General features: G+C 63.4%; 26 protein-coding genes. 8 read left to right on the plus strand and 18 right to left on the minus strand.

Features of this window, described 5'->3' with window-relative positions:
• Positions 1 to 2: 2 nt before the first annotated feature.
• The 4 genes from CGLAU_RS04610 to CGLAU_RS04625 form a co-directional block, all read right to left on the minus strand.
• Positions 3 to 794, minus strand: a complete 792-nt coding sequence (locus tag CGLAU_RS04610) for an ABC transporter ATP-binding protein (RefSeq protein ID WP_095659673.1) — start codon at positions 792 to 794, stop codon at positions 3 to 5.
• Positions 787 to 1686 carry an ABC transporter permease gene (locus CGLAU_RS04615; RefSeq protein WP_095659674.1) on the minus strand — a complete coding sequence of 300 codons (900 nt, stop codon included), beginning with the start codon at positions 1684 to 1686 and terminating at the stop codon, positions 787 to 789. The genes CGLAU_RS04610 and CGLAU_RS04615 overlap by 8 nt, the downstream gene beginning before the upstream one ends.
• An 18-nt stretch (positions 1687 to 1704) precedes the next feature.
• The gene (locus CGLAU_RS04620) at positions 1705 to 2727 is read right to left on the minus strand and encodes an ABC transporter substrate-binding protein (protein ID WP_095659675.1); all 1023 of its coding nucleotides are present in this window, start codon (positions 2725 to 2727) and stop codon (positions 1705 to 1707) included.
• Positions 2728 to 2846: 119 nt separating this feature from the next.
• The gene (locus CGLAU_RS04625; RefSeq protein ID WP_095659676.1) at positions 2847 to 3218 is read right to left on the minus strand and encodes a nuclear transport factor 2 family protein; all 372 of its coding nucleotides are present in this window, start codon (positions 3216 to 3218) and stop codon (positions 2847 to 2849) included.
• Between the two features lie 127 nt (positions 3219 to 3345).
• Between CGLAU_RS04625 and CGLAU_RS04630 the strand changes: the two genes are divergently transcribed.
• Positions 3346 to 3801 (plus strand): acyltransferase family protein, encoded by a 456-nt coding sequence (locus tag CGLAU_RS04630; protein WP_157731265.1) that lies wholly within the window; start codon positions 3346 to 3348, stop codon positions 3799 to 3801.
• Here CGLAU_RS04630 and CGLAU_RS04635 read toward each other — a convergent pair.
• The 4 genes from CGLAU_RS04635 to CGLAU_RS04650 form a co-directional block, all read right to left on the minus strand.
• Entirely contained in the window at positions 3764 to 5761 is a 1998-nt protein-coding gene (locus CGLAU_RS04635; RefSeq protein WP_095659678.1) for a bifunctional metallophosphatase/5'-nucleotidase, read from the minus strand. The genes CGLAU_RS04630 and CGLAU_RS04635 overlap by 38 nt on opposite strands.
• 277 nt (positions 5762 to 6038) lie before the next feature.
• Positions 6039 to 8036, minus strand: coding sequence for a vWA domain-containing protein (locus CGLAU_RS04640; RefSeq protein WP_095659679.1), 1998 nt, complete (start codon positions 8034 to 8036; stop codon positions 6039 to 6041).
• Complete coding sequence (locus tag CGLAU_RS04645) at positions 8029 to 9414, minus strand: MoxR family ATPase (RefSeq protein WP_095659680.1); 1386 nt, start codon at positions 9412 to 9414, stop codon at positions 8029 to 8031. The genes CGLAU_RS04640 and CGLAU_RS04645 overlap by 8 nt, the downstream gene beginning before the upstream one ends.
• A 50-nt stretch (positions 9415 to 9464) precedes the next feature.
• Positions 9465 to 9947 (minus strand): HPP family protein, encoded by a 483-nt coding sequence (locus tag CGLAU_RS04650; protein WP_095659681.1) that lies wholly within the window; start codon positions 9945 to 9947, stop codon positions 9465 to 9467.
• A gap of 119 nt (positions 9948 to 10066) precedes the next feature.
• On the opposite strand from CGLAU_RS04650, the gene CGLAU_RS04655 reads away from it, so the two are divergent.
• The 3 genes from CGLAU_RS04655 (at position 10067) to CGLAU_RS04665 (ending at position 12074) form a co-directional block, all read left to right on the plus strand.
• On the plus strand, positions 10067 to 10633 hold the full coding sequence (locus CGLAU_RS04655) for a CGNR zinc finger domain-containing protein (RefSeq protein WP_095659682.1): 567 nt from the start codon (positions 10067 to 10069) through the stop codon (positions 10631 to 10633).
• Positions 10634 to 10800: 167 nt separating this feature from the next.
• Positions 10801 to 11346: a histidine phosphatase family protein gene (locus tag CGLAU_RS04660; protein ID WP_095661039.1), complete on the plus strand. Its 546-nt coding sequence runs from the start codon at positions 10801 to 10803 to the stop codon at positions 11344 to 11346.
• Complete coding sequence (locus tag CGLAU_RS04665; protein ID WP_198305083.1) at positions 11343 to 12074, plus strand: SCO1664 family protein; 732 nt, start codon at positions 11343 to 11345, stop codon at positions 12072 to 12074. Before CGLAU_RS04660 ends, CGLAU_RS04665 begins: the two co-directional genes overlap by 4 nt.
• A gap of 12 nt (positions 12075 to 12086) precedes the next feature.
• On the opposite strand, the gene CGLAU_RS04670 is transcribed toward CGLAU_RS04665, so the two are convergent.
• The 4 genes from CGLAU_RS04670 to CGLAU_RS04685 form a co-directional block, all read right to left on the minus strand.
• Entirely contained in the window at positions 12087 to 13175 is a 1089-nt protein-coding gene (locus tag CGLAU_RS04670) for a hypothetical protein (protein ID WP_095659684.1), read from the minus strand.
• Between the two features lie 28 nt (positions 13176 to 13203).
• Complete coding sequence (locus CGLAU_RS04675) at positions 13204 to 13761, minus strand: DUF1707 SHOCT-like domain-containing protein (RefSeq protein WP_157731266.1); 558 nt, start codon at positions 13759 to 13761, stop codon at positions 13204 to 13206.
• Between the two features lie 63 nt (positions 13762 to 13824).
• A complete protein-coding gene (locus tag CGLAU_RS04680; protein WP_157731267.1) occupies positions 13825 to 14328 on the minus strand; it encodes a DUF1707 SHOCT-like domain-containing protein in 504 nt (167 codons plus the stop codon).
• 73 nt (positions 14329 to 14401) lie between these two features.
• Positions 14402 to 14941, minus strand: a complete 540-nt coding sequence (locus CGLAU_RS04685) for a DUF1707 SHOCT-like domain-containing protein (RefSeq protein ID WP_157731268.1) — start codon at positions 14939 to 14941, stop codon at positions 14402 to 14404.
• 63 nt (positions 14942 to 15004) lie between these two features.
• Here CGLAU_RS04685 and CGLAU_RS04690 point away from each other — a divergent pair, with 63 nt between their 5' ends.
• Positions 15005 to 15781: a MerR family transcriptional regulator gene (locus CGLAU_RS04690; RefSeq protein WP_095661041.1), complete on the plus strand. Its 777-nt coding sequence runs from the start codon at positions 15005 to 15007 to the stop codon at positions 15779 to 15781.
• A 9-nt stretch (positions 15782 to 15790) separates the two neighbouring features.
• Here the strand turns inward: CGLAU_RS04690 and CGLAU_RS04695 are convergent, their stop codons facing one another.
• The 3 genes from CGLAU_RS04695 to CGLAU_RS04705 are packed head-to-tail and all read right to left on the minus strand — an operon-like array spanning position 15791 to position 18851.
• Positions 15791 to 16540, minus strand: coding sequence for an ABC transporter ATP-binding protein (locus CGLAU_RS04695; RefSeq protein WP_095659687.1), 750 nt, complete (start codon positions 16538 to 16540; stop codon positions 15791 to 15793).
• Between the two features lies 1 nt (position 16541).
• Positions 16542 to 17624, minus strand: a complete 1083-nt coding sequence (locus CGLAU_RS04700) for a FecCD family ABC transporter permease (RefSeq protein ID WP_095659688.1) — start codon at positions 17622 to 17624, stop codon at positions 16542 to 16544.
• 3 nt (positions 17625 to 17627) lie between these two features.
• Positions 17628 to 18851, minus strand: a complete 1224-nt coding sequence (locus CGLAU_RS04705) for an ABC transporter substrate-binding protein (protein ID WP_095659689.1) — start codon at positions 18849 to 18851, stop codon at positions 17628 to 17630.
• Between the two features lie 577 nt (positions 18852 to 19428).
• Here CGLAU_RS04705 and CGLAU_RS04710 point away from each other — a divergent pair.
• Positions 19429 to 19638 (plus strand): DUF3072 domain-containing protein, encoded by a 210-nt coding sequence (locus tag CGLAU_RS04710; protein WP_095661042.1) that lies wholly within the window; start codon positions 19429 to 19431, stop codon positions 19636 to 19638.
• A gap of 25 nt (positions 19639 to 19663) precedes the next feature.
• Here the strand turns inward: CGLAU_RS04710 and CGLAU_RS04715 are convergent, their stop codons facing one another.
• Together CGLAU_RS04715 and ku are read right to left on the minus strand one after the other, a co-directional pair.
• Positions 19664 to 20761, minus strand: coding sequence for a DNA alkylation repair protein (locus CGLAU_RS04715; protein WP_095659690.1), 1098 nt, complete (start codon positions 20759 to 20761; stop codon positions 19664 to 19666).
• Complete coding sequence (gene ku / locus CGLAU_RS04720; protein WP_095659691.1) at positions 20762 to 21595, minus strand: non-homologous end joining protein Ku; 834 nt, start codon at positions 21593 to 21595, stop codon at positions 20762 to 20764.
• 37 nt (positions 21596 to 21632) lie between these two features.
• Here ku and CGLAU_RS04725 point away from each other — a divergent pair, with 37 nt between their 5' ends.
• A complete protein-coding gene (locus CGLAU_RS04725; RefSeq protein WP_232507202.1) occupies positions 21633 to 24017 on the plus strand; it encodes an ATP-dependent DNA ligase in 2385 nt (794 codons plus the stop codon).
• Between the two features lie 37 nt (positions 24018 to 24054).
• Here CGLAU_RS04725 and CGLAU_RS04730 read toward each other — a convergent pair whose 3' ends face one another.
• On the minus strand, positions 24055 to 24264 hold the full coding sequence (locus tag CGLAU_RS04730) for a hypothetical protein (RefSeq protein ID WP_095659693.1): 210 nt from the start codon (positions 24262 to 24264) through the stop codon (positions 24055 to 24057).
• A 110-nt stretch (positions 24265 to 24374) separates the two neighbouring features.
• On the opposite strand from CGLAU_RS04730, the gene CGLAU_RS04735 reads away from it, so the two are divergent.
• Positions 24375 to 24875 carry a 2'-5' RNA ligase gene (locus CGLAU_RS04735; protein WP_095659694.1) on the plus strand — a complete coding sequence of 167 codons (501 nt, stop codon included), beginning with the start codon at positions 24375 to 24377 and terminating at the stop codon, positions 24873 to 24875.
• Positions 24876 to 24899 lie beyond the last annotated feature (24 nt).

Consider the following 24899-nt stretch of genomic DNA (forward strand, 5'->3'; position numbering starts at 1 on the left):
GCTTAACCCAAGAACGCCTTGTCGGAAAGGGTGGCGCCCTTGATGTTGGCGAACTGAGCCAGCAGGTCGTGGACGGTGAGCTTGTTCTTGGTCGCGTCGTCTGCTTCCCAGACGATCTTGCCCTCGTGCATCATGATCAGCCGGTTGCCCACACGCAGCGCCTGTTCCATGTTGTGGGTGACCATCAGCGTGGTCAGCCCGCCGTCTTCCACGATGGAGCGGGTGAGGTCGGTGACCAGCGCCGCGCGCTCCGGGTCGAGTGCCGCGGTGTGCTCGTCCAGCAGCATCACCTTCGGCTGGGTGAAGCCAGCCATAAGCAGCGAGAGCGCTTGGCGCTGGCCGCCCGAGAGTAGGCCAACCTTGTGGGTGAGACGGTTCTCCAGGCCCAGGTCGAGGGACTTCAGCTGGTCGACGAAGATGTCGCGGCGCTGCTGGTTCAGCGCGCGGCCCAGGCTGCGGGACTTGCCGCGCAGGTAGGCCAACGAGAGGTTTTCCTCGATGGTGAGGTTCGGGGCAGTGCCGGTCAAGGGATCCTGGAAGACGCGGCCCACGTGGCGGGCGCGTTGGTGTTCCTTCATCTTCGTCATGTCGGTGCCGTCGATAAGCACCTTGCCCTCATCGGGCTTGAGCCGGCCGGCAACCATGTTGAGCAATGTGGACTTGCCGGCGCCGTTGGAGCCGATGATGGTGACGAAGTCGCCTTCGGCGAGCGTGAGGTCAACCCCTGCGAGTGCGACGCGCTCGTTGGCGGTGCCGGGGAAGAATGTTTTGCGGACACCGTGGATCTTAAGCATGGACCTTCTCCTTCTTGCCGCGGGAACCCGGGTTGCCGATGCCTTGGCCCAGGGACTGGAACTTCGGCAGCAGCAGCGCGATGACCACAAGCACTGCGGAAACCAGCTTCATGTCGTTCGGGTTCAGGCCGAGCTGGAGCGCGAGGAAGATGATCAGGCGGTAGACCACCGCGCCGACAACGACTGCGAATATGGCCTGGAGGAGCCGGCGCTGGCCGACGATTGCCTGGCCGACGATCACCGATGCCAAGCCGACGACGATCAGACCGATGCCCATCGAGATGTCGGCGAAGCCCTGGTACTGGGCGACAAGCGCGCCGGCGAGGCCGACAAGGCCGTTCGACAGAGCGAGGGTGAGGATCTTCGTGTTGTCGGTGGAAACGCCGAAGGAGGTGATCATCGGGCCGTTGTCGCCGGTTGCGCGAATGGACAGGCCGAGGTCTGTGGAGAGGAACCAGTAGACGATGAGCGCGAGTGCGCTCACACCAGCGAGCAGGATAGCCGGGCCGGCCCAGTTGCCCATGAGGCCGGTGTCGCGCATCGCGGTGAAGGCGGTATCTTCGCGCAGCAGCGGGAGGTTCGCCGAGCCCATGATGCGCAGGTTGATCGACCAAAATCCGATCTGGGTCAAGATACCGGCGAGCAGGCCGTCGATGCCACCTTTGGTGTGCAGCAGACCGGTGATGACTCCAGCGAGAAAGCCGATGACGAACCCGGCGAGCGTTGCCACGATCGGGTTGATGCCGTTGATGATCAGCATCGCGGCGGTACCGCCGCCCGCGGTGAAACTGCCGTCCACCGTGAGGTCAGCGAAGTTGAGGACGCGGAACGTCAGATACACGCCCAGCGCCATCACGCCGTAGAGAATGCCGAGTTCTAAAGCTCCGATCATGGCGGTGAGTCTAACCCCTTAGACTTTCTCGGCCTGATCCAGGATGGCCTGCGGAACCGTCAGGCCCTGGTTCTCAATCGCCTTTTCATTGATCACGTAGGAGAACTCGGAGGCGGTCTCCACTGGCATGTCGGCGGTGTCTTCGCCGTCGCGAAGCACGCGCAGCGCCATCTCGCCCGTCTGGTAGCCGAGCTTGTGGTAGTCGATGCCGATGGTGGCGGCAGCTCCGCCTTCGACGGCGCCGGCCTCAGCGCCGATCACCGGGATGCCCTTCTGCTCTGCGGCCTGCACCAGGGAGGCGATGCCGGAGACGACCATGTTGTCGGTGGGCACGTAGAACACGTCGACGTCGCCGAGCGCCTCAATGGCCTGCGGGATCTCGTTGACACTGGTGACGGTCTGGGTCTCGACGGTCCAGCCGCGGCCGTCCGCCTCTTCCTTGGCGTTGTCCACCTGAATCTGGGAGTTGATCTCGCCGGAGGCGTAGACGATGCCGACCTTGGTTGCGTCCGGGACGAGTTCGGAGATGAGGTCGAACTGGTCCTTGATCGGCGTCTCGTCCGAGGTGCCGGTGATGTTTCCGCCCGGCGCGTCCATGGAGTCCACCAGCTGTGCCTCGACCGGGTCGGTGACGGCGGTGAAGAACACCGGGGAGTCGGTGACGTTTTGCACCATGGCCTGCGCTGCCGGGGTGGCAACGGCCAGCACGGCATCGAGCTTCTGGCCTGCGAACTGCTGCGCGATGGTCAGCGCGGTGGCCTGCTCGCCGTTGGCGTTCTGCTCAGTCCAGTTGACCTCGACACCGGCGTCCTCGAACGCTTCCTTGAAACCTGCGGTCGCAGCGTCGAGCGCCGGGTGCTGCACCAGCTGGCTGATGCCGATGTTGTAGGACTCACCGGATGCTGCGGCATCTCCCTTGTCAGCGTCCGAGTCGGAGCTGGAGTCCTGCGAGCAGCCGGCGAGAACGAGTGCAGTAGCGCCAAGTGTGGCGGTAACGATGCGGGTGCGAGCGCCGAAGCGGCCGAAGGTGCGGTGTGACATGGGAATGCCTCCTGGATCTCTCAAAAGCTGCAACCAGGGTGGTTGCAGTGATAATCGGAGAGCATAGTTTATTTAGGCGCGCATATTATTGAGTTTCGCTAGTGAAGTGATTGTGCGCGCTAGTGCGTCGCGGTCGTCTGTTGGTAGACCGCCAGCCGCGGCTTGCCATCAACGTGGTGGTACACGCTGGTCATGATCGCTTCGAACGGCTCCTCGCCGTCGCGCCGCGCCACCGCGCGGTACACCAGGGCTGCGGCGTTGGTGCCCATCGGCACCAGACGCTCGTCGGAAAGCTCGTAGGAAGCCCACGCGGGCGCGCCGTTCAGCGACTCGACCACCGCGTCGCGGGTGAGGACAAACCCGTTGACGAGGACCATCAGCCCGTCGTCAAGCATGAGCTCCCCATAGAAAGCCCCGCCGCGAGATTCGCACAACGCGTCCCAGCCCATGCGCTCCAGCTCGAGCAGTGATTCCAGAGTCAAGTCAGCCATGCGGTGAATGCTACCGGCGCGGCAGGTCGACGGCAGGGAGCGCGAGCTTTGCGACGGTCCTCCGGGCCGGCGGTGTGGAGGATCCGTGGCTCGCCGTCGCAACATCGACTGATTTATGCTCGGCGCCATGCAGATGCAAACCACCACCCGGGTAGTCGGGGTGGACGTCGCTCGAGCGGTCGCCTTGATCGGCATGTTCGCCGCTCACCTGCTCTACCTCGAAGGGGTAGTGGGGGAGGTGGTCTACGGCTTCCCGTCGGCGCTGTTCGCGTTCGTCAGCGGCATTTCCATGGCGCTGATGGCGGAGCGCGGCGCCCGCCCGGCGCACTTTGTGGTGCGTGGAGCGCTGCTTCTCGTGCTGTTCGGGTTGCTCCTGCTCATCCCCACCGACATCATCATCGTCCTCGGCGTGCTCGGGGCCTCAATGATCTGCTTGGCCTCGGCGCTGCGCTTCGTCGCGCGGATCCTGCTGCCGGCTTCGGTGATCGCAATGGAGCGCGACACCTTCGCCGGTGACGCCTTGGAGGCGCTGCGGCGTCGCTGGATTAGGCGAGGATGCCGCCGCGCAGGAATGCCGGGATGAACCGCGAGATCAGGCCAAGCACCGAGGTCAGGCCAACGAGAGCGATGCGGGCGATGGTTAGCACCGGGTTTTCCTTGACCGGCTGGACGGTGTGCGACGGATCCTTCTTGTCGTCGTCCTTGTTGTCGTCGTCGGCGCCTGGGGTGGTGGTCGCCGCGCCAAGCTCGACCGGAACAACGGCTTCGGTGCCGGTGTCGGTGGTGATCTTCAGCTCCTGCGTGCCGGTCAGGCCTGCGGGCACGTCGAGCTCCACGGTTGCAACGCCGTACTCGTTCTTGGTTGCGCCGCCGGTGTCGGCGGTGATCGGTGCGGAGACGGTGGCGTCGCCAAGCGAGACGGTGACGGTGGATGCGGTCTCGCCATCGGCGTAGAGCAGGGAGCTGAGCTCGATGGTCGCCTTCTCGCCGGCCTTGAGCGACTTCGGGAGGTGGACACCGACGTTGGACTGGCTGGTGCGCGGGGTCGGGTTCTCGTTCGCGCCGAGGAACTCTACAAGCGCGTTGACATCGATGTAGCCCAGGTTGGCCTGCGCGCTGCCGCGGGTGAACGCCTCGAACTTGTCGCCACCGCTGAGCAGGAACTGTGAACCTGCGACGATGTAGGTTGCCTCCGGGTCGAGCGGTTCGCCGTCGATGGTCACGGAGGTGACCTTGGATCCGACCGGTGCAGTCGGGTCGTAGGTGTAGGTCACGTTGTCAGAGACGCCGAGCGGGAACATCGGGCGGTCCGGGTCCTCGCGCCACTGCTGCTCGAGCGCCGCGACGAAGTCGGAACCCTTGAGCTCGACGTAGGTGTTCTCGTTGCCGAACGGCTGGATCGCGAACGCCTCGGCGTAGGTCACCTCGCCCGGCTCGAGCTCCGCGCGCACGCCGCCCGCGTTCATCACAGCGATGTCGACCTTGACAGCAGAGTTGTTGGTCACGCCCTGGCGAGTCACCTCAGCGATGAAGTTGTTCAGCTGCGACTCCTGCGCACCGTTGCGGTAGAACTGGGTGTCCACCTTGCCGATCACACGGTTGCCCTCGACGCTTGCGGCATCGACTGCGGCGTTCACGATCGCCTCGACCTCCGGCTGCGGGGTGTCGCAGGCGCGGATCGCGTCAGCGTCGAGAAGCTCGACCTTGTCAAAGGTGATCTCGCCGGTGGCGCGGTCGAAGCTGATGTCGACGTTGGCGAGGTTCTTGCCGTACTCGCCGGCCTGGATGAGCACAGGGGAGTTATCCGGCTCGTTGATCACCTGGTGGGAGTGGCCCAGGAAGGCGATGTCGACGGAGTCGGAGAACTCGCTGGCTTTGATGCCACCTTCGTGAACGAGTGCGACCACGATGTCAGCTTTCTTCGAGTTCTTCAGCTCGTCGGCGAGAGTGTTGGTAACTGCAACCGGGTTGTTCCAGGTGATGCCTGCGATCGATGCGGGGTTGACCAGGTTCGGCATGTCGTCGGTAACCGTGCCAACGAACGCGACCTTGACGCCGTCGATCTCCTTGATCACGTAATCCTCGGTGCCGTCGACACTGTCAGCGTTGGCGGCGAGCCAGGTCCAGTTCGCGTCGGCGGCGACGCGGTTGGCGAAGTCCTCCGTGCCCTGGTCGAACTCGTGGTTGCCCACGGCAGACACCTCGAGGCCCATGAGGTTCAGGACATCGATCGTGGGTGCGTCATCCAGCAGCATCGACTCAAACGGGGAAGCGCCGATTAAGTCACCGGAGGAAGTGAAGATGTGGTTGCGGCCTTCGGCTGCGCGATCGACGGCGCACTTGAGGTGGGTTGCGCCCGGAACGCGCTGGGTGGTGTTCCAGTAGCCGTGGAAATCTGTGATGTTGGAGATCGTCAGCTGGGCGGTGCCAGCGTTCGTTGGTTGTGCAATGGCGACGGTGGTGCCGGAGACAGCAATCGCGGCGGCAGTTGCAGTCGCGGTGGTAACGGTGGCGAAGTTGAGGCGGAAGCGACGGGTACGCATTGTGTGCGGGGCCTTTCGAGCTCAGCAGATAACGGGGAAGAGGCAAAGTCAGCGGTGCGGGTATACCGCACGAACGCTGAGAAAAGTCTAAGACCGCGTCTTGGATCCCGCAGGGCAAGCTGTTTCTCCCGGTTGGTGCGCTCGGTCCCCGTTGTAGACCTCAGCGTTGTAGACCTCACCGGAATGCCGATCGCACAAGTCACTCCAGCCACAGCTGAACTGGGCTTTTATAGGGCGGAATTCTTGAGGTCTACAACCGGAGCCGGGGGGGAGGCGGCTAGAACCAGCCGCGCAAGTACTCACCGACCACGGCTCCGCCGAGCTCGTCTAAGTCCGGAGCCACGACGTTCGCGCCGGAGCGGTTTGCCATGGCGTCGAGAAGCGCGATGAGCCCCGGGTCGTCGGCCAGCCGGAAGAAGGTGATGCGCGCGCCGCGTTTCGTCACCGAGTCGAGCGCGTCAATGGTGCGGGCCAGCGTGATGCGGTCGGTCGGCCAGTTGAAGTGCGCCTCGCCCCATTCGGTGAGCATCGATGTCGGCTCGCCGTCGGTGACAATCAAAAGCGTCGGGTCGAGACCGGGGTGGCGGGTGAAGAACTGCTCCGCGAGCAATAGCGCGTGGTGCAGGTTCGTGCCTTTTTCTTGGATGGGCGGCAGGCCGGTGAGCTCCTCAATCGACAGCGTCTGAGCGTAGAGCCCGAAACCGATGAGGGTGAGTTCGTCGCCGCGGAACTGCGTGGACATCAGGTGGTGCAGCGCGAGCGCGGTTTGCTTCATGGGCATCCACCTGCCCTCCATCGCCATGGAGAACGAGGTGTCTACCAACAGCGCTACGGCGTTGCGAGTGCGTGCTTCGGTCTCCACGACCTCGATGTCGCCGACCTGGATGCGCACGCCGCCTGCGAGGTCGCCAGCAAAGTTGGCCGCGCTGCCGCCTTCGGCCACCGTGCGCTGGATCGCGTTCGTGATTGTGCGGGTGGTGTCCCACGGCTGCGTGTCGCCGAACTCCCAAGGCCGGGTCCCGCCCGTGGCTTCCCCGGTCTGCCCGGCCAAGCGCGTGTCGCGTTGGCCTTCGCGGGAAGACAGGTGCTGCGCGGCGTCGTCAAGCAATGCTTTGCCCAACATGCGCATTGCGCGAGGGGAAAGCTGCAGTGACCCGGATTCTCCCTTGTTCAGCAGGCCCGAGTCGCGAAGGGCGCGCTCGAGGTCTTTGAGCATCTGGGCGTTGGTGGCGGCGTCTTCGCCGAGGAGATCGGCGATATCGTCGAGGTCGATGTCACCGGGGCGCGCGCCGGAGAGCGTGTCGGCGAGCTGGTCCATGCGGCCGATGTCGCGCATGGCGCGCGAAGCGTCGCCGAGCCCCAGCGGATCGTCACCGGAAAACTGCTCACCGGAGGTCCAGTCGAGGTCTGGGCGGATCCCGCGCAGGTTCGCGTCCAGCTCGGAGACCAGGTTCATCAGCTCCTCGGAGCCGAAAGCCTGCGCGGCAAGCTCCATGAGTTCGCGGCGCTGCTCCTCCGTCATCGAATTCAGCATGCGCTGCGCGGCGGCCGAGCGCTGGGCGAGCAGCTCCGCCAGCTCGTCAATGTTCTTCGGGTTCTCCGGGAACTGGTGGCCGTGCTTCGCCATGAACTCCTCGAAGTCGGCATCAGCGGCCATGCCCGCGCGGTGCTTGCCCAGCAGCACGTTCAGATCGCGCAGCATCTCTGCCACGGCCGCGCGGTCCTCATCAGTCGCGTTCTCCAGCGCGCCCTTCATGCCGGCGAAGCGCTGGTCCAAGATCTCGCGACCGAGCAGGTCTTTGATCTGGTCGAACTTCTCGCGCGCCTCGCCGGATGCCCACTCGTACTCGCCGAGCTCGCTCACTGCAGCCGCTGGCGAATCCGGCAGGTTGTCCAAGGTCATCTCGCGCATGGAGCGGTCAAGATCGTCCATCTCCACGTCGCGCGCGAGCTGGCCGCGCTCCGCAAGCACAGCTTCATCGAGCAATTTCTGCACGTCGCGCAAGGTTCCGGTCAGGTTGTGCTGGGACAGCATTGCTTGTCGACGCTCTGCCAAACGCGCCATCAGATCGTCATAGCCTTCGAGGCCTTGACCGCCTCGCCGCAGATACTCCCGGAGCGCCTGCTGCGCCGAGTAGCCCGTCATCACATCGTTCGCGATCGCGCGCACCGCCTTGGTCAGATCCGGCGGCGGGGCCAGCGGGTCCGGCCCCGGCGTGTACGCGCGGTAGCGGGCTCCCCGCCTAGGCCCGCGCGAAGAGTAGGCGTTAGCCATAGATCGTTTCGCCCTCTCCGGAGTCCTTCGAGATCTTGCGCGTCAGGTAGAGCGCTTCCACACCCAGCTCGATCGCGGCGGCGCGTTCGCCGTCGCTGGAGGCGTCGAAGGCGTTCGACAGGTCGTCGTAAAGCGAAGAGCTCAGGCTGGGCAAACCTTCCAGGAACTCGCGGGCGGTGACCTGCTCGCCGGTGGTGATGAAGGTGTTGCCGTCGAGCGCTTCGATGAGCGGGCCGAAGTCGAGGCCGCGGATGCGCCCGCGCACGGCTTCGGCGACGGCGTTGCGCAGGAGGTATTCGAGGATTTCCCACTCGCGGCCCTCCTCGCCGTGCTCGAATTCGACCTTGCCGCCGAGGACATCGACGGCGGCTTCGAGGTCGACCAGGCGGGCAACGGCCTCGTCCTCGCCGCGCACGGCCGCGCGGCGCTGGGCTGCGGCGGCGACCGTCTCTGCACCCGCAATGGCGAAGCGGGCGGAAACGCCGGCGCGCTGGTTGACGGCGTCGGACTCGCGAAGCGCGCGGGTGAAGCGGGCGAGGATCTCCATGATCACGTCCGGCACCTGCGCCACCAGGTCGGCCTCCTGGCGGATCACGGCGATCTCCGCGTCCAGCTCAAGCGGGTAGTGGGTGCGCACCTCCGCGCCGAAACGGTCCTTCAGCGGGGTGATGATGCGGCCCCGGTTGGTGTAATCCTCCGGGTTCGCAGAGGCGACCACCAGCACGTCCAGCGGCAGGCGCAGCATGTAGCCGCGGATCTGGATGTCGGCCTCCTCCATGACGTTGAGCATGGCGACCTGGATGCGCTCGGCCAGATCCGGAAGCTCGTTGATGGCCACAATGCCGCGGTTGGAGCGGGGGATCAGGCCATAGTGGATGGTCTCCGGGTCGCCCAGGCGGCGGCCCTCGGCCACGCGCATCGGGTCCACGTCGCCGATCAGGTCCGCGACCGAGGTGTCCGGGGTAGCCAGCTTCTCCGAGTAGCGCTCGGAGCGGTGCAGCCAAGTGATCGGTGTGGCATCGCCGTCGGCCTCGATGCGGCGCTTCGCGGCGTCCGTGATCGGGTGCAGTGGGTGCTCGCGCAGCTCGGAGTCTTCGAGGACGGGAGTCCATTCGTCGAGAAGCAATGGCAGCGTGCGCAACAGGCGGGTCTTGCCCTGGCCGCGCTCGCCGAGCAGCACAATGTCGTGCCCCGCGAGGATTGCGCGCTCCACCTGCGGAATTACAGTGTTTTCGAGGCCATGCAGGCCCGGCCACGGGTCCTCGCCGGCACGCAGCTTGGCCAGCAGGTTGTCGCGCAGTTCTACGCGCACGGGTTTGTAGGTTGCCCCGGCGGCACGCAGCTCGCCGAGGGTGGACATGCTTGGAGCTTGGCTCATGGTCGACAGGGTACGCCCGTTCGCTGTGAGGCAGGCCCAGTTTCCAGGCGCTACCAGACGTACTCGGGGTAGGTTGCGCCGTTGAGTCGGTTGCCGAGCACTCCGATCAGGACCAGAACGGCCGCGGCAAGGAAAGCGAGAAGGACGAACGACCAGCCCACCGGAACGGCAACTCCGATGACCGCTGTGGCCGCGGCGGGCGAATGGGGCATGCGAAGCAGCATCATCGCTCCCAGGGCCAACCCGCCGGCTAGAGCTGCTAACCAGAGGGAGTCGCCCAGCGCTCCCACCGCGACACCGACGGTTGCGCTCACTGTTTGTCCGCCAATGACGTTGCGAGGTTGAGAGAGCGGCAACTTTGGTGCGCCCATGATCAGTGCCATCGATGCGGCCATTGGTGGAATGAGCCATTCGTAACCGGAAGTCGCAGTGAGCAGAGCGAGTGAAAGAAGAGCGGTGACACTCGACGCGGTAGCTACAAGGATGACGCTTCCAGCGGGTCTTGGCGGAGCTTTGGTTTGTGTGAGAGACATCTGCAGATCCTTTCTAATGGGTTTGGCATTAGCGAGGTTTAAATTTACCCAGATCGGCACTAACGTGAAAGGCATTAATTCATCCGGTTGTTGCTGTCTGAGGGAAGGGGGAGCGTTAGGTGAAAGCCCAATACACCGTGGACGGGGTGCTGGTTCGGCCTTTCGAGCCCATCTCCACGCAATTTCTGAGCAGTCGCTTCTACGACGGGCGCACGATTGTTGATGCCCTGGAAACTCCGGAGTTGGCCGAGCAATGGTTTGCAGTGATGACGCAGGAGTTGTCGAGACCGCCGGTTGCTCACGTGGATGCGGGTGCTCTGGACGCGCTACGGGGTCTGCGCGATGGGGTAGCGACGGTCTACGAGCACGCGCTCGGCAACAACCGAGATCAGATCGCAGATTCACTCAACGCGCTGGTTGGTTCCGTGGAAATCGCCCCAGCGATTCCCAAGCGAAAATCTCAAGCGCTGATCGACTTCGCTGGGCGTGGAAACCCTCTTGAAAGCTTCATGGCTGAGGTTGCTCTTTCCTGCGCTTTTACGGTTTCTGCCCCGCAGGTGGCCCAGCTCGAGAAGTGCGAAGGACCGAATTGCGTGCTCTACTACACGCGAATGCGCGACAGTCAACACTGGTGCAGTAACACCTGCGGAAACCGCGCACGCGTCGCCCGTCACGCGCGTAAGTAAGGATCCGTAGAATCGCGAACGGCTTCAGTGCTGGGAGTCAGTCGCAGTAAAAGGAGTGGGCCGTGGAGGGTTCAGAGAAAATAAGGGTGGATGAACTGTTGATCGACGGGCCTCCCGCTGATCTCGAAGTTGATTCGCTCAAACTCGGTCTGAAAGTTCCCAACTTCATGCCCACCACCATCCTCCTCATCCGCCACGGGCAAACGCCGACCACCGGCACCGTCCTGCCGGGCCGCGCGCCGGGCCTCCACCTCTCGGAAAAAGGCCAGGAGCAGGCACGCAAGGTCGCCGAGGGCATCGAGCGCGTCGACGCAATCTACTCCTCGCCACTCGAGCGCACCCAGGAAACCGCCGCGCCGCTCGCAGAAAAGTTCGGGAAAGAGCCTTTGCTTGACGACGCCTTCTTGGAAGCCGATTTCGGCACATGGACCGGAGAAAAACTCGCCGACCTGGCGAAACTGCCCGAATGGGAGACGGTGCAGAAAACCCCGAGCCAGTTCCGCTTCCCCGGTGGGGAGAGCTTCGTAGAGATGCAGGACCGCATCGTCGCGGGCCTTGAACGCATCGCGGCCGCGCACCCGGGCCAGACCGTCGCCTGCTTCTCCCACGCCGACCCGATCAAGGCCGCGCTGACTCACTTCGCCGGCAAACGCTTGGACGAGTTTCAAAAGGCCCAGGCGGAACCAGGGTCCGTCGCAAAGCTTGAGCTCTGATGGCCGTGAACTTTGAGGCCCAGCTGAACCTGCTGACCCACGGCGAGATGGCCTTTGTCGGGCAGCTCGCCGAGTCATCCAACGCGGCGTTTGTCGTGGAGCTTTCGCTTGACGACGACTACGCCTGGGCGATCTACAAACCCGAAGCGGGGGAGCAATACCTGCACGATTTCCTGCCGGGATTGTGGCGGCGCGAACGGGCGGCCTTTTTGCTCTCGCTGTGGCTGGGGTGGAATCAGGTGCCGCCGACGGTGGTGCGCGACGTAGAGCCGTTCGGGGTGGGGTCGCTGCAGTTTTACGTGGACAACGACGGGTCGCATTACTTCCCGCTGGTGGAGACGCGCGAGGATCTGCATGAGCAGTTCTTCAAGCTGGCGGTGTTTGATCTACTGGCGAACAACACCGACCGCAAGTCAGGGCACGTGCTGCTGGGCAGCATTGGTGAGAGCGGTGAGCGTGGCGAGCGTGTGTGGGGGATTGACCAGGGGTTGTGCTTCCACGAGGACCCGAAGTTGCGCACCGTGATTTGGGAGTTCGCGCACGTCCCGATTCCCGACGAGTGGCTGGCCGCGATCGAGCCGCTGATGGAGTCTGTGCCAGATCAGGTTGCGGAGCTGCTGACCGACGCCGAGGTGGAAGCGCTAAAGAGCCGCGCGGGCCGCCTTGTGCGCCTGCCGTGGCTGCCCGAGCCGCACTCGCAATACCAGTTCCCCTGGCCGCTGGTGTGAGGGGCGGGGTGGTTAGTCCAGGATTTCGTAGTCGCGCGCGTACTCAACGAATGGAGCGAGTTCTGGAAATGCCGGCTCATTCGAGAAGTGAAACAGGGTTTGATCGATGATCAAGCGAGCGTGCTTGCCAACGAGATCTGATGGGCTTCCGCCATCGATCGGTGTATCCGTCCTACCGAAGAACAGCCACTGCACTTTCTCGGTTCTGGTGCCGGGTCCTTGTTTGCCAGTTACCTGGGTGGGTTGGTCGAGCTTGAAAAACCGGTAGCGCGCGGCCGGATCCGCATCGAATACACCAACCTTGTTGATGGCTTCGCTTGCGCTGAGCTCAAGCATTGTCCCTTCGAGCGCCACCTCTCCAGGACCCGCGGCGAGCTTGCCCTGTCCGGAGGAAGGCTTCTTCGGTTTCGTTCCAGCAGCCGATCCGCCGGTGGTGGGTTGGCTGGATCGCAGGCCCGATTTGTCCGTGGTGGCGTACCACTTCACCTCGAGGTGGTCGGGAAGCTCGCTTTGGGAGGCGTACTCAACCTCGTCGCTGACCTTGGTTAACTTCGTCCTGCTGGGTTTGAACGTGGTGGAGTAGGCGTACTCCTGCACCGAGTGGTAGGTCACTTGGTGGATGCCGATGCCGCTCGCGGATGCGTCCACGCGAGCGCGGCTACCGCCGGCGGGAGAGGCCCCTTGGATCAACACATCTTGCGTGCCAATGGCCTTGCCGTCGCTGCCGATCGTGAATGCGAGCACCGGGCTGAAGTGCAAGCTATCGACCTGCAACAGCAGTTCTGGGGTGTTGTCACCGTTCGCCTCTACGAGCGCGTACGAATATGTTCCCTTCGGCTCGTAGTCGGCAGCGGCACTGACTGGGTAATCGCCGGGATGATCGAGTACGTACTCGTAGGCCTTGATCCAGGTGTCGGCCTTGTCATTGGTGGTTGCGGAAGCCTTGGTTTCCGATGTCTGGGAGGTGGGGGCGGTTGAGCTCGCCACGGAGGTGAAGTTGGGTTCTGCCGTGGTCTCGGCACCAGAGCTGCAGGCAGCGAGCGTGGGAAGTATAAGGGTGGCGACAGCAGCCGCAGCATAGACGCGAGAACGGGGTTGCATAGAAGTAAAGACTACTATGCGAACGCGCTTAATTCCCCAATTCCTTGCGACGCTTATCTGCGATGCGGAGGCGTTCCGCCCGCTCCTTCTCGCGCTCTTCCTGGATCTCCTCCAGCACTTCCATTTCTTTCCAGCTCAGGCCTGCACGGTCGTAGAGGACGTACGTCACCACCGCGAGCACAATGGCGACCGGCAGCATGATCCACATCAGGTCGACGTCGATGAACCTGTTCGCCAGGAACACGCCGCCTGCGCCAGCGAGCCAGAGCGCGATCGTCACCGCGTCGACACGCTTCTTGCTCTGCAACTTCTCTTCCAGCTCGGACTCAGCTGAGTCGACCGGAGTGGCCTGCTTGCTGTGACCTGCAGCGCTCGTTGCAGGCAGGTTCGTGGACGAGGTCGGACCCTGGGGGAGATCAGCGAATAGTGCGTCGAGCTCGCTGCGGGTGCTAGCGTCTGCCACCCGCGCCGTGCGATCTTCAAATTCGCCCAGGTTCAGGTATCCGTCCGCGAAGTGCGTCCCCAGTTTGTCTAGCGCGGCGTTGCGGTCTGCATGGCCAATGCGGATCTCGGGGGTCTCGGACAAGGCGGTATCAACTCCAAACGTCGTCTCAGCAATCGTCGCCGATCTTAGCGGAGCTAGAAGTATCTACTGTCCGCTAAGTTCTTTCCTGCGCTTTTCGGCTACCCGCAGGCGTGCTGCCCGCTCTTCGTCGCGTTCTTGTTGGATGGCTTCCAGCGCTTCCCATTCTTTGCCATTGAGGCCTGCGCGGGCGTTGAGTGCAAACGTCACCGCCAAAACCACTGCCGGGGTTGCCAGTGCGCCCCAAAGCGATCCCGCCTGCAACGCCAAAAACGCGGGGATGACAGCCGCGACCCATAACGCAATAGTGATCCCGTCAATGAGCTTCTTGCGCCGCAATTTCTGCTCGAGTTCCAACGCTTCCGGATCGACCCGCGCGATCTCCGTTGCCTGGGGTAGATCCGCAAACAGCGCATCAAGCTCGCTGCGGGTGTTGGCGTCCGCCACCCGCGCCGTGCGATCTTCAAATTCGCCCAGGTTCAAATACCCGTCCGCGAAGTGCGTACCCAGTTTGTCTAGCGCGGCGTTGCGGTCTGCATGGCCAATGCGGATCTCAGGGGTATCGGACACTGCGCTATCAACTCCAATTTTCTGCGCGACAAAACTGAGCAGTGGTCGACGATTTTAGCGAAGCCAGCGGTACCTACAGCTCGCCCAGTTCGCGCCGCCGCTCGATCACAATGCGCATCCGCTCCGCGCGTTGCTGGCCCTGTTCATGTTCGAGGTCGTTCAGCGCCCGGATTTCGTCGCCGCTCATGCCGTACGCGTTTGCAAGGATCACGTTCAGCACGCCGGCGATTGGGAATACGATCCACGCGAACTCCACGTCAAACACCACGCCGAGCATCAGGAACACACCCACGGTCACGCCCCAGAGTCCGCCGATCATCATGTCGACACGCTTTTTCCGCGCCAGTTTCTGCTGGACATCGACCTCGACCTCACGAATGTCCACGCCGTCTTCCGCGCGCAGCACTGGGGCGTTCGCGGTTTCGGAAGGCGCGTCGGGCAGGTCGTCGAAAAGCGAATCAAGCTCCCCGCGCGTGCGCGCACTGGCCGCGCGTGCCGTGCGATCCTCGAACTCGCCCAAGTCCAGATACCCGTCGGCGAAGTGGGTTCCCAGGCGCTCGAGCGCGGCGCTGCGATCCGCGTGGCCCACTCGGATTTCCGGGTTATCCTGCATGATCGCAAGCATATCGAACTTGCGCTTGACCTTGCCCCAACGGAAAGGATGACACTTCTGCACATGACCGAATCCAGTTGGTACAGCATCGGCGAAGCGGCAGAGGCGCTCGGAGTGACACCGAAAGCACTGCGGCATTGGGAGGAGCTCGGCCTGATCGAGCCCGCCCGCACGTGGAGCGACTACCGCGTCTACTCCGAGGCCGACCTCGAACGCGGCGCAGCGATCGCGCTTTACCGCAGCGTCGGCGTGCCGCTCGCGCAGGTCGCCGGTTTGCTCGAGGCATCGGAGCACATGCTTATCGACGCTTTGCGCCACCACCACGAAACGCTGTCGGCAAAGCGCGACGTGCTGGATCGCCAATTGGATGCGGTCATGACCTTGATTGACCAAACGAAGAAAGGAAGTGTCGATATGGACGCAATGAAGCGATACCTCGGCGAGGATATGCCGGCGTATCAGGAGGAAGCGGAGCAGCGCTGGGGCGACACCGCCGAGTGGTCGCAGTCCCAGGAGCGGCTGTCCGAGATGGGCGAAGAGGACTTCGCTCGGCTGCGACAGGAGCAGGACGCGTTCGCGGCTGACCTTATCGCCGCTCGCGACGGTGGGGTAGCGGCTGGCTCGACTGAGGCGGCAGCGCTGGTGCAGCGCCACCGCGAGATGATCGGCCAGTGGTACGAAGCAACGCCCGCGCGCCAGCTCATCCTCGCGCGCATGTACGTGGCCGACGAGCGTTTCCACGAGGCCTACGGCGGTGCGCAGGAGTATCTGCTCGAGCTGGTTGAAGCTCAGGCCGCCGCAGACGGTGTGGACACTGCCAACCCGCAGTGGGAGGGGTAAACGCCTTCCTTATGCCGGGCAGATGACGGGCACGCCGCTATCGTCGAGAATCCGGGCCCGGATGCCGTAGACCTTCTCCAGCAGGTCGGGTGTGAGCACTTCATGCGGAACGTCATGTGCCACAACCCGGCCTGCTTTGATCACCAGCAACTCGTCGCAAAAGCGGGCGGCGAGGTTCAGGTCGTGGATTGCCACGAGCGCAACCCGTTCTGTGCCCACGACCTCGTCGCGTACAAGCTGGAGCAGATGCACCTGGTGGTGCAGGTCGAGGGCGGACGTTGGTTCGTCGAGAAGCAAAATGCTTGGGGAGCGTACCAACATCTGCGCTACACCAACGAGCTGACGTTGGCCGCCCGACATGTCGGAGACCATGCGGTCCGCAAGGTAGGTGATACCGAGGCGCTCCATGATGTCCGCAGTTGCGCCGATCGGATCCCAGCCTGATTCCCCGCGGCGACGTGCCGAAACCATGATGGACTCGAATGCGGTGAGCGAAGCCGTGGTCAGCATGTCCTGCGGGACGTACCCGACGGCGATGGTGCGTGCCTTGCCGGTCACTTCGCTACCGTTCACCACGATCGAGACGCTGCCCGCGGTCGGTGTCTTAATACCGGCGATGGTCTTCACCAGGGTGGACTTGCCGGCGGCGTTGGGTCCAAGGAGGCCAACCACCTTGCCTGCTTCCAAGTGGTCGAAGGTCATGTCATCGATGATTGTGGTGCGGCCGTAGCCGACTGAGAGATTCTGCGCCGCGATCATGTCAGCTCCTCCGTTTTGCGCGGGTGAAGATGAGGAAGACGAAGAATGGCACGCCAACCAACGAAGTAATGATGCCGATCGGAATGGCAAGGCCGGGGATAATCGACAGGCTTACGGCGTACGCAAGGCTGAGCAACATTGCACCTGCGGCGGCTGCGCCAGGGAGGAAATACTTTTGATCCTCGCCGACGAGCATTCGCGCTACATGTGGTCCTACTAGACCAACGAAACCGATGATTCCCGTGAACGCGACGGCAGCCGCTGCGAGGAAAGACGCGACGAGCAGGGTAGTGATGCGCAAGCGTTTGACATCGATGCCGAGGGCGGCAGCGCGATCGTCGCCAAGCCTCAGAGCGGTGAGCCGCCACGAGTTGGCAATACAGAACGGGATCGCAGCTGCGACCACCACTGCGAGGATGATGTTCGCAGTCCAGTTTGCGCGCTGCATCGACCCCATTGTCCAGAACACGATTTGCTGCAGGGCTTCGATGTTTGCACCGTACTGCAGTAGCGAAAGCAGAGCTTGGAAGAAAAACGAGAGGGCGATGCCCAGCAGAATCATCGACTCTGCAGTGGCACCGCGCCACACTGACGCTCCAGCAACAATGGTCACCGCGATAAGCGCTGACAGCGCTGCCATCAGCGCGAGGTTGAACTGGGGATTGGCGATGACGGTCCAGCCCATCACGATAGATAATGCAGCTCCGAAAGCGGCAGCTGCGGAAATGCCCAGCGTGAAGGGCTCCGCCAGCGGATTATCCAAGATGGTTTGCATCTGGCCGCCAGCCAAACCGAGTGCGGCGCCGCATAGCACGGCCATCACTGCAGCTGGGAGGCGGAGCGTCTGGATCACCACTCGAGTTTGCTCGCCGACCAGTTCTGGGCGGAAGACGGCGTTGAATACGTCCGCGGGGGCGATATCGATTGGGCCTACCACCACGGCGAAGATGAAACTCGCGAACGCCGCGGCAATCAGCCCAGCAATGGAGATTGCTTTCTTGCGTCCGCGCCGACGGTAGCTTTCAATCGCCGCTTGGCGAGCATCGTCTGGCGCTTGCAGCGTCGGAGATACCTGAGTTGTCACGGTCTAGCTCTCGTCAGGGTTGGCCGGGTCGATGAAGAAGACGCCGCTGTAGTCGAAAGGCATCCAGTCCTCGTGGAATTGCTTGAAGTCTTCGGTCGGGTTGAGGTCGGAGAATTCCTCCGGGTGAATCCACTTGGCAAATGCCTCGAGTGCGAAGACGTTGAACGGGTTGTCGTAGAACTGGTGGTAGACAGCGAAGTAGTTACCGTTCTTCGGCCCGTCCAGAAGCTCCATACCGGCTTTGCTCAATGGGCCGTCGCAAGTCTCCAACGCTAGCTCCGGAGTGGACTGGTAGCCCAGCTCCACGTGGCGGAACGTGTCGGTCTTATTCGGGTCGCGTGCCCATTCGCCTCCGGTGACGATGATCTTTTCTGGGTTCAGCTCCACGAGTTTTTCCGGGGTGATGGTCTTGTTTTCCGGCCCAATGACCTCGGGGCCGAGGTTGTGACCACCCGCGGCGGTGACCAGGGTGCCTAGGTGGACGTCGCCTGCCACTGCGCAGCAATCGTTGTATCCCGCTGCGGTCCAAAGCAGCACATCTGGCTTGGTGGAGGTCTTAGCGGCCCGCTCGGTGATGTCTTTGACCTTCGCGTTGTAGAACTCGTTGTACTTCTCCGCGCGCTCACTCTGGCCCAGGAGGTCGCCGAGCAGGGTCATCGACACGGTGGTGTTTTCGAGCGGCTTTTGACGGAAATCGATGAAGGCGTAGGTGATGCCAGCCGAGTCCAGGTCCGTGATGAACCCGCTTTCCTCCACCGCTTTTTTCTGATCGAGGGTCATGATCACCACATCTGGATCCTGTGCCAGAAGGTTCTCGACGGTCACGTCTCCCTTTTGGATCGATCCGATCACAGGCATGTCTTTTGCCTCGGGTTGGAGCTCGAAGAGTTTCTCGCGGAAAGCTCCCGCTGCAGTCTCCAAATCCTGCCCGTACGCGACGATGTTGTCCAAAGGGTTCTCCTGCAATAGGGCGGTGGCGTACGCAGCGCGGCCCTCTGCAAGAACGATGCGATCGGGCATCTGCTCGAATTCGATCTTGCGCCCGGCAGCGTCGGTGACTGTGAGCGCGGCATCAGCAGTTCGCTCTGACGATGATGTCGATTGTGATTCTTGAGCTCCGGTGCTCGATGTCTGTGTCATATCCCCGGAAGAATCTGAGCAGGCGGTCACGCCAAGCGCCGTGGTGATAGCGATCGCCGCAGTGGCGACCTTGAGAGAAATCTTCAATTCAACCCCCTTGGGATTTAAGTAAGCCTAGGCTAATTCAGTCAGTAGCGAAGCATGGTAAGGCAAACCTAAAATCAGTGCAAGGGGTGGGTGGGTTAGGAGGGGAAAAATTGACGAGCATGAGGAAACGCCAGGGGTAGGGTGCCCCTGGCGTGGGTTGTTGTTTAGACCCTAGCTCGCGCGGTCGCCAGTGCCGTAGAACACGTACGCGGCGCGAATGTTCGTGGGGCGCGGTGTAAACGAAATTTTCCGTTTGGTCTTGTATGGAAAACAAACGCCGAAGGCCGAAACCCGATCTGCATCGAATCAGTAGGATGGCGAGAACTCTGACCAATGCACACGCCCGCCGAAGGAGCGCACCGTGAACGACAACTATGATCCGCAGCTCGACCCGCAGCAGACCCCGGGTGAGGTGCCGCCGCCGACACCGCTTCCGGATGAGGCTCCGTACGACCCGGAGCTCGACGGTCCGGAACCGGAGCCGCAGGGCCAGCCGGCGGTCGACGGCCAGCAGGCCGCATCAGGCCAGCCGGTGACCAACCAGGGCCAGCAGCAGGCTGAGGCTCAGAGTGGCGAGATGATCGGCGCGACCGGCGACGCGCAGGGCGACAGCACCCTGGAGAAGGACCCCTCCGACTGGGTTTCCGGCGACGACCCGATGACCGAATCCCAGAAGTCCTACCTGGACACCCTGGCCAAGCAGGCAGGGGAGCAGCTTCCGGCGAACATGACCAAGGCGGAAGCATCGCAGCACATCGACCGCCTCAAGGGCATCACCGGAATGTAAGCGGGAAGCCCGGCATCACGAGGGCCTATTCAGTGGTGAGCTCGAACTCCTCGGGCTCGCTTTCCATCCCGTTAACCACCACGGTGAGCGCCTGCGTGCCGGGGTAGTACGTCCGCGTGCCCGTCACGCGGAACACATGGTTCTTCTCCACCACGCGGGTTTCACCCGGCGCGAGCGTGAACTTTCCCAATCGGAACACGCTCGGACGCCGGGTGCCGTTCTTTTTCACGAAGTACACGCGGTACTCGCCAAGCACCTCCTGCGGCTCCGAGCTCGTGTTTGTCAGCGACACCGTGAGCACTGCGGTGTCGCCCACCGCAACAGCTTCGGGGAACTCGATGTCGCTAATTTGGATCGCGTCACCCGTCGCAAAGCCTGCGATGCCCAAAGCCTCCGGATAGCCCTGCTTGATCAGCCCGCGCAGGCCCCGCTCGACCACCCACGCCGCGTGCGGCGCATCGCTCGCCGCCCACCGACGCGCCGTCTCTAGCGCTAGATCAGGGTGCGTGCGCGTAATGTCGTTCAAGTTGTTCGCCACCGACTTGCGCACGAACAGCGACTCATCCGCGTACAGCCGGTTCAGCACCGGAATGATCGGGGAGGGGTCCGCAACAAACGGGGTGTGCACTTTCGCCCACGGCAGGCGAGGTCGAATCCCCTCGGAGGCCAGGCGGCGCACATTGTGGCTTTCCGAGCGCGACCACTCATCCACCCGAGCCAGCGTCAGCTCCGGATAGCGCTCGAGATACGGCCGCACCGCCCACTCACCGGTAAACGCGCGGGTCAGCGCCTCGATCGCATCCAGCGACTCCTCAGGGTGCTCGAGCCCGTACAGCTCGATGTAACGGCTCACCGGCCACAGGTGGAAGCCATGGTTGAAGTAGCCCTCGCCCTCTTGAAGCTCGGGCCCAAGCTTTTCGACGACCCCTTCTACCGCCTCGGCATAATCCTCCGGAAGCCGGTCGCGCAGTGCTTCCGCGAAGACGGTGACGCGGTCGAGGATCTCCAGTTCGCCCACGCGCGGGACGACGTAGGCGGCGTACTCGTCGCCGTCGATGCCCAGTTGGTCGCCGAGCGTCTTCGCCGCCTTCGCGTCGAAGTACTCCTTCATTTTCTTCGCCATTTACGCACTGCTCTTTTTCGTCGACTTCTTCTTGCCGCCGCGCTTGTCCAGCGACGCCTTGAGCGCCTCCATGAGGTCGACCACGTTGTCGTCGTCATCCTCATCGTCCGGCTGCTCGCCGAAGGTGGCTTCGGTGTCGATGGTGTCGCCTTGCTCGAACTTCGCGTCGATGAGCTTGCGCAGCTCAATCTGGTAGTCGTCCTCGAACTCTTCCGGCGTGAAGTCGGATGCGTAGGACTCCACCAGCTGCTGCGAGAGTTCGAGCTCCTTGCTCGACACCTTCGCGCGGGACTTCACGCCCTTGAACTCGCCATCGAAGTCGAGCTCGCGGATCTCGTCGGCCCACATCATGCCCTGCAGCACAATGACCTTGCCCACCACGCGCAGCACGCCAAGGCGCGTCTTCTGGCGCAACGCGAAGCGCACCACCGCGATCAGGTCGGTGTCTTCGAGCGTCTGGCGAAGCAGCAGGTACGACTTCGGCGTCTTGCCCTCAGGCGCGAGGTAGTAGGACTTCTCCAACATGATCGGGTCGATCTGATCCGCGGGCACGAACTGTACGACATCGATCTCGTCGTTGTCGGCCTCGGGTAGGGAAGCGAAGTCGTCGTCAGTGAGCACGACCGTATCCCCGTCTTCCTCGAAGGCCTTGTCGATGTGCTTGTACTCGACCTTCTCTCCGCAGACCTCGCAGCGGCGCTCGTATCGGATGCGCCCGCCGTCCTTGTCGTGCACCTGGTGGAAGGAGATGTCGTGGTCTTCCGTCGCGCCGAACGCTTTGACGGGAACATTGACAAGGCCGAACGTGATTGAGCCGGTCCAGATTGCGCGCATGTGCAAAAGTGTACGGAAACAGAAGGGAGGCGAGCGCGTGGCGCAGCAAAGCACAAAAGTGCGCGTTGACGGGCACGACCTAAAGGTCAGCAGCCTCGACAAGGTGCTCTACCCGGCCACAGGCACCACCAAGGCCGATGTCATGCGCTACTATCTCGAGGTCGCCGATGTCATGGTGCCCCAGATCGCGCGCCGGCCGGTGACTCGAAAACGCTGGCCAGATGGCGTCGATAAGCAAAGCTTCTTCCGAAAAGACCTGGAGGATTCTGCTCCGAGCTGGATCACCACCGGGGAGATCGAGCACAAGACCTCGACGAACACATATCCGCTTGTCGACGGCCCAGCCGTGCTTGCTTGGTTCGCCCAAGTTGCCGCTCTTGAGCTGCACACCCCGCAGTGGCGCTTCGGGAAGGGCGATTCGAAGCAGAACCCGGATCGGCTGGTGCTGGATCTTGACCCGGGCGAGGGCGTGACGCTCGCGGAGACTGCCGAGATCGCGCTCGCGTGCAACGAGGTGCTCGACGGCATGGGTCTGGTCAGCGTGCCGGTGACGTCCGGGTCGAAAGGCATTCACATCTACGCGGGGTTGGATGGGGAGACCGATGCGGCAGGCGTGAGCCAGGTGGCGAAGGCGCTTGCGCAGGCGCTGGAGGAGGAATACCCGGAGCGCGTGACGGCCGTGATGCGCAAGACGGAGCGCGCCGGGAAGATCTTCCTCGACTGGAGCCAGAACAACGGCAACAAGACGACGGTGAGTCCGTACTCGTTGCGCGGCCGGGAGCGGCCGACCGTGGCGGCGCCGCGGACGTGGGAAGAGATCGCGGAGCCGGGGCTGAAGCACCTCGTGTTCGAGGAGGTGATTGAGCGCGTTCAGGAGGGTCTAGATCCGATTGCTGCGCTCGGAGGTGGGGAGACGGCTGCTCCCGGGGGCGACCGCCTGACCACCTATCGCTCCATGCGAGACGCGACGAAGACCGGCGAGCCTGTGCCCGAGGCCGCGCCGCGTCCACGCGACGGGGTGCCGATCTTCGTGATCGGCGAGCACCACGCGCGCCGCCTGCACTGGGATTTCCGCCTTGAGCACGACGGGGTCCTCGTCTCCTGGGCCGTGCCAAAGGGCCCTCCGCTGGATCCGAAAGAGAACCGCCTCGCGGTGCAGACCGAGGACCACCCGATCGAGTACGCCTGGTTCGAAGGCACGATTCCGAAGGGCCAGTACGGCGCGGGGGATGTGAAGATCTGGGACATCGGCACCTGCGAGATCGAGAAGTGGCGCGACGACGAGATCATCGCCGTGCTCTTCGGCCGCGACGACGGCGGCCTCGGCGGGGTCCCGCGCCGCTTCGCGCTGATTCGCACCGATGCGGAGGAAAACCACTGGCTGCTGAAGTTCATGAAGCGCCAGCCTGACGAGGCCACGCCAGCGCCGGGCGAGCTTGAGGCGCCGGAGCCCGCACCGGCTGAGCCCGCGCCCGCCGACACGGCACCCGCCGACTTCGCGCCGGCCACGCCACCGAAACCCATGCTCGCCACCGCCGGCACCAAAGCCGATATCGACCTGGCCGTCAAAGACGGCGCCACCTTCGCGTTCGAAATGAAGTGGGACGGCTACCGCATCATCGCCGACACCCGCGCCGGCACCACCCGCCTGATCAGCCGAAACGGCAAGGACTACACCTCGCTCTTCCCCCACATCGAGGAGTTCGAGCAATTGCTTGTCGACGCCACCGTCGACGGCGAGCTCATCGCCCTCGACGAGGACGGACGCCCCAGTTTCTCTGCGCTGCACGGCGCGGATAAGCACGGCAGTACCGAGGGAGTCGAGCTGCGCTACATGGCCTTTGATCTTCTGCGTCTCGGGGAGCGCGACCTCACCGGTGAGCCGTACACGCAGCGTCACAAAGCTTTGGAAGCGCTGGGGGAGAGCGACCACATCGTGGTGCCTCCCGCCTATACGGGCAGCTTCAAATCTGCTTGGCGGGTGGCTGAGGAAATGGGGTTGGAAGGGGTCGTCGCAAAGCAAACAAGCTCTGTGTACGAGCCTGGGGAACGAAGCCGCGCGTGGCTGAAGATCAAGCGGGCGCTGCACCAAGCGGTGGTCGTTGTTGGGGTGCGTGAGGGCAAGTCGCTGCTGGTGGCGGTGCCGGATGAGGACGGCGAGCTGGCGTACGCCGGGCGGGTGGGCACCGGGTTTTCTGCCGGGCAGTTCGCCGAGATTGAGAAGAAGCTGCGGCGCAGCAAGCGAAAAACGCCCCCGGTGGACGTGCCGAAGTCTGATACCGAGGGCGTGTTCTGGGTGACGCCGAAGTACGTTGCCGAGGTCGCGCTTGCGGGCGCGACTGGGGGCAGGAAGGTACGCCAGGCGTCGTGGCGCGGGTGGCGCGAGGACCTCGACCCCAGCGAGGTGCGCTGGGAGGTCTAGCTGGTTAGCTGGTTTCGCGCGGGTGCTGGTTCAGCCGTTACTTGTCGTCGCGGATGGTCGGGTGCTCGCCGTCGTCGTCCTGGCTGATGTCGTAGGTGAGCTGCGCATCCTCGACAGAATCTTCTGCCTCCTGGCCGTAGCCCAAGGCCGAGCCGGTGTCCTGTGCGAACTGGTCATCATCGTGGTCGACCGGCTTATTCATGCTGCCTTCGGTGGTGTAGCCGGGCTTTGCTGGATCGTTCTGCATGTTTTCGTTCCTTTCACCAGTAAAACGTGGTGCATCCGATACTAGCGGGGGCGCCCTAACTGGAGTCTGCGACTGCCACACGCGCGGTCGAGCTGGCTAAGCTTCCAAGCGTGTCGCAACGATCGCCCGAGAACATCCTGCTTCGCCTCCCCAAGGAGGAAGAGGAGGCTGTCCGGGCGATTTACGCTGCCCTAGCGGAGCGTGGCTTCCCGCAGCAGCACCAGCGCCCGCACGTCTCGATCACCTTCGCGCCCACCATGGACACCCGGGTGGTGGGGGAAGCAGCAGAACTCCTCCCGGGGCTTTTGCCAGAAGCTTTACGACGAGCTGGCGTCGTCATCTTCGGCACTAAATCGAAGCAGACAGTGACGTGGTTGCTTGAGGCCCCGGATGAGCTCGAACGCGCAGCCCGGCGCTTAAGCGCGATGAACCCCGACGGGCGCGGCGAGCGGTGGGTACCCCACCTGACGATGGGCTTGCGCCTGCCGAAGGCCATCGTGCCGGACTACGTCGCGGCCTTGGGAGAGGTCACCTCGCCGCACTTCACCGAAATCACCGCGGAGCGCGCTGTGTTCTACCAGCCGCGACTGGGCACCGAGTTCGCTTTCTAGCGCCCACTTCGTAACGCCTGGCAG

Source organism: Corynebacterium glaucum (assembly GCF_002287505.1).
In the GTDB taxonomy this organism is placed as follows: domain Bacteria; phylum Actinomycetota; class Actinomycetes; order Mycobacteriales; family Mycobacteriaceae; genus Corynebacterium; species Corynebacterium glaucum.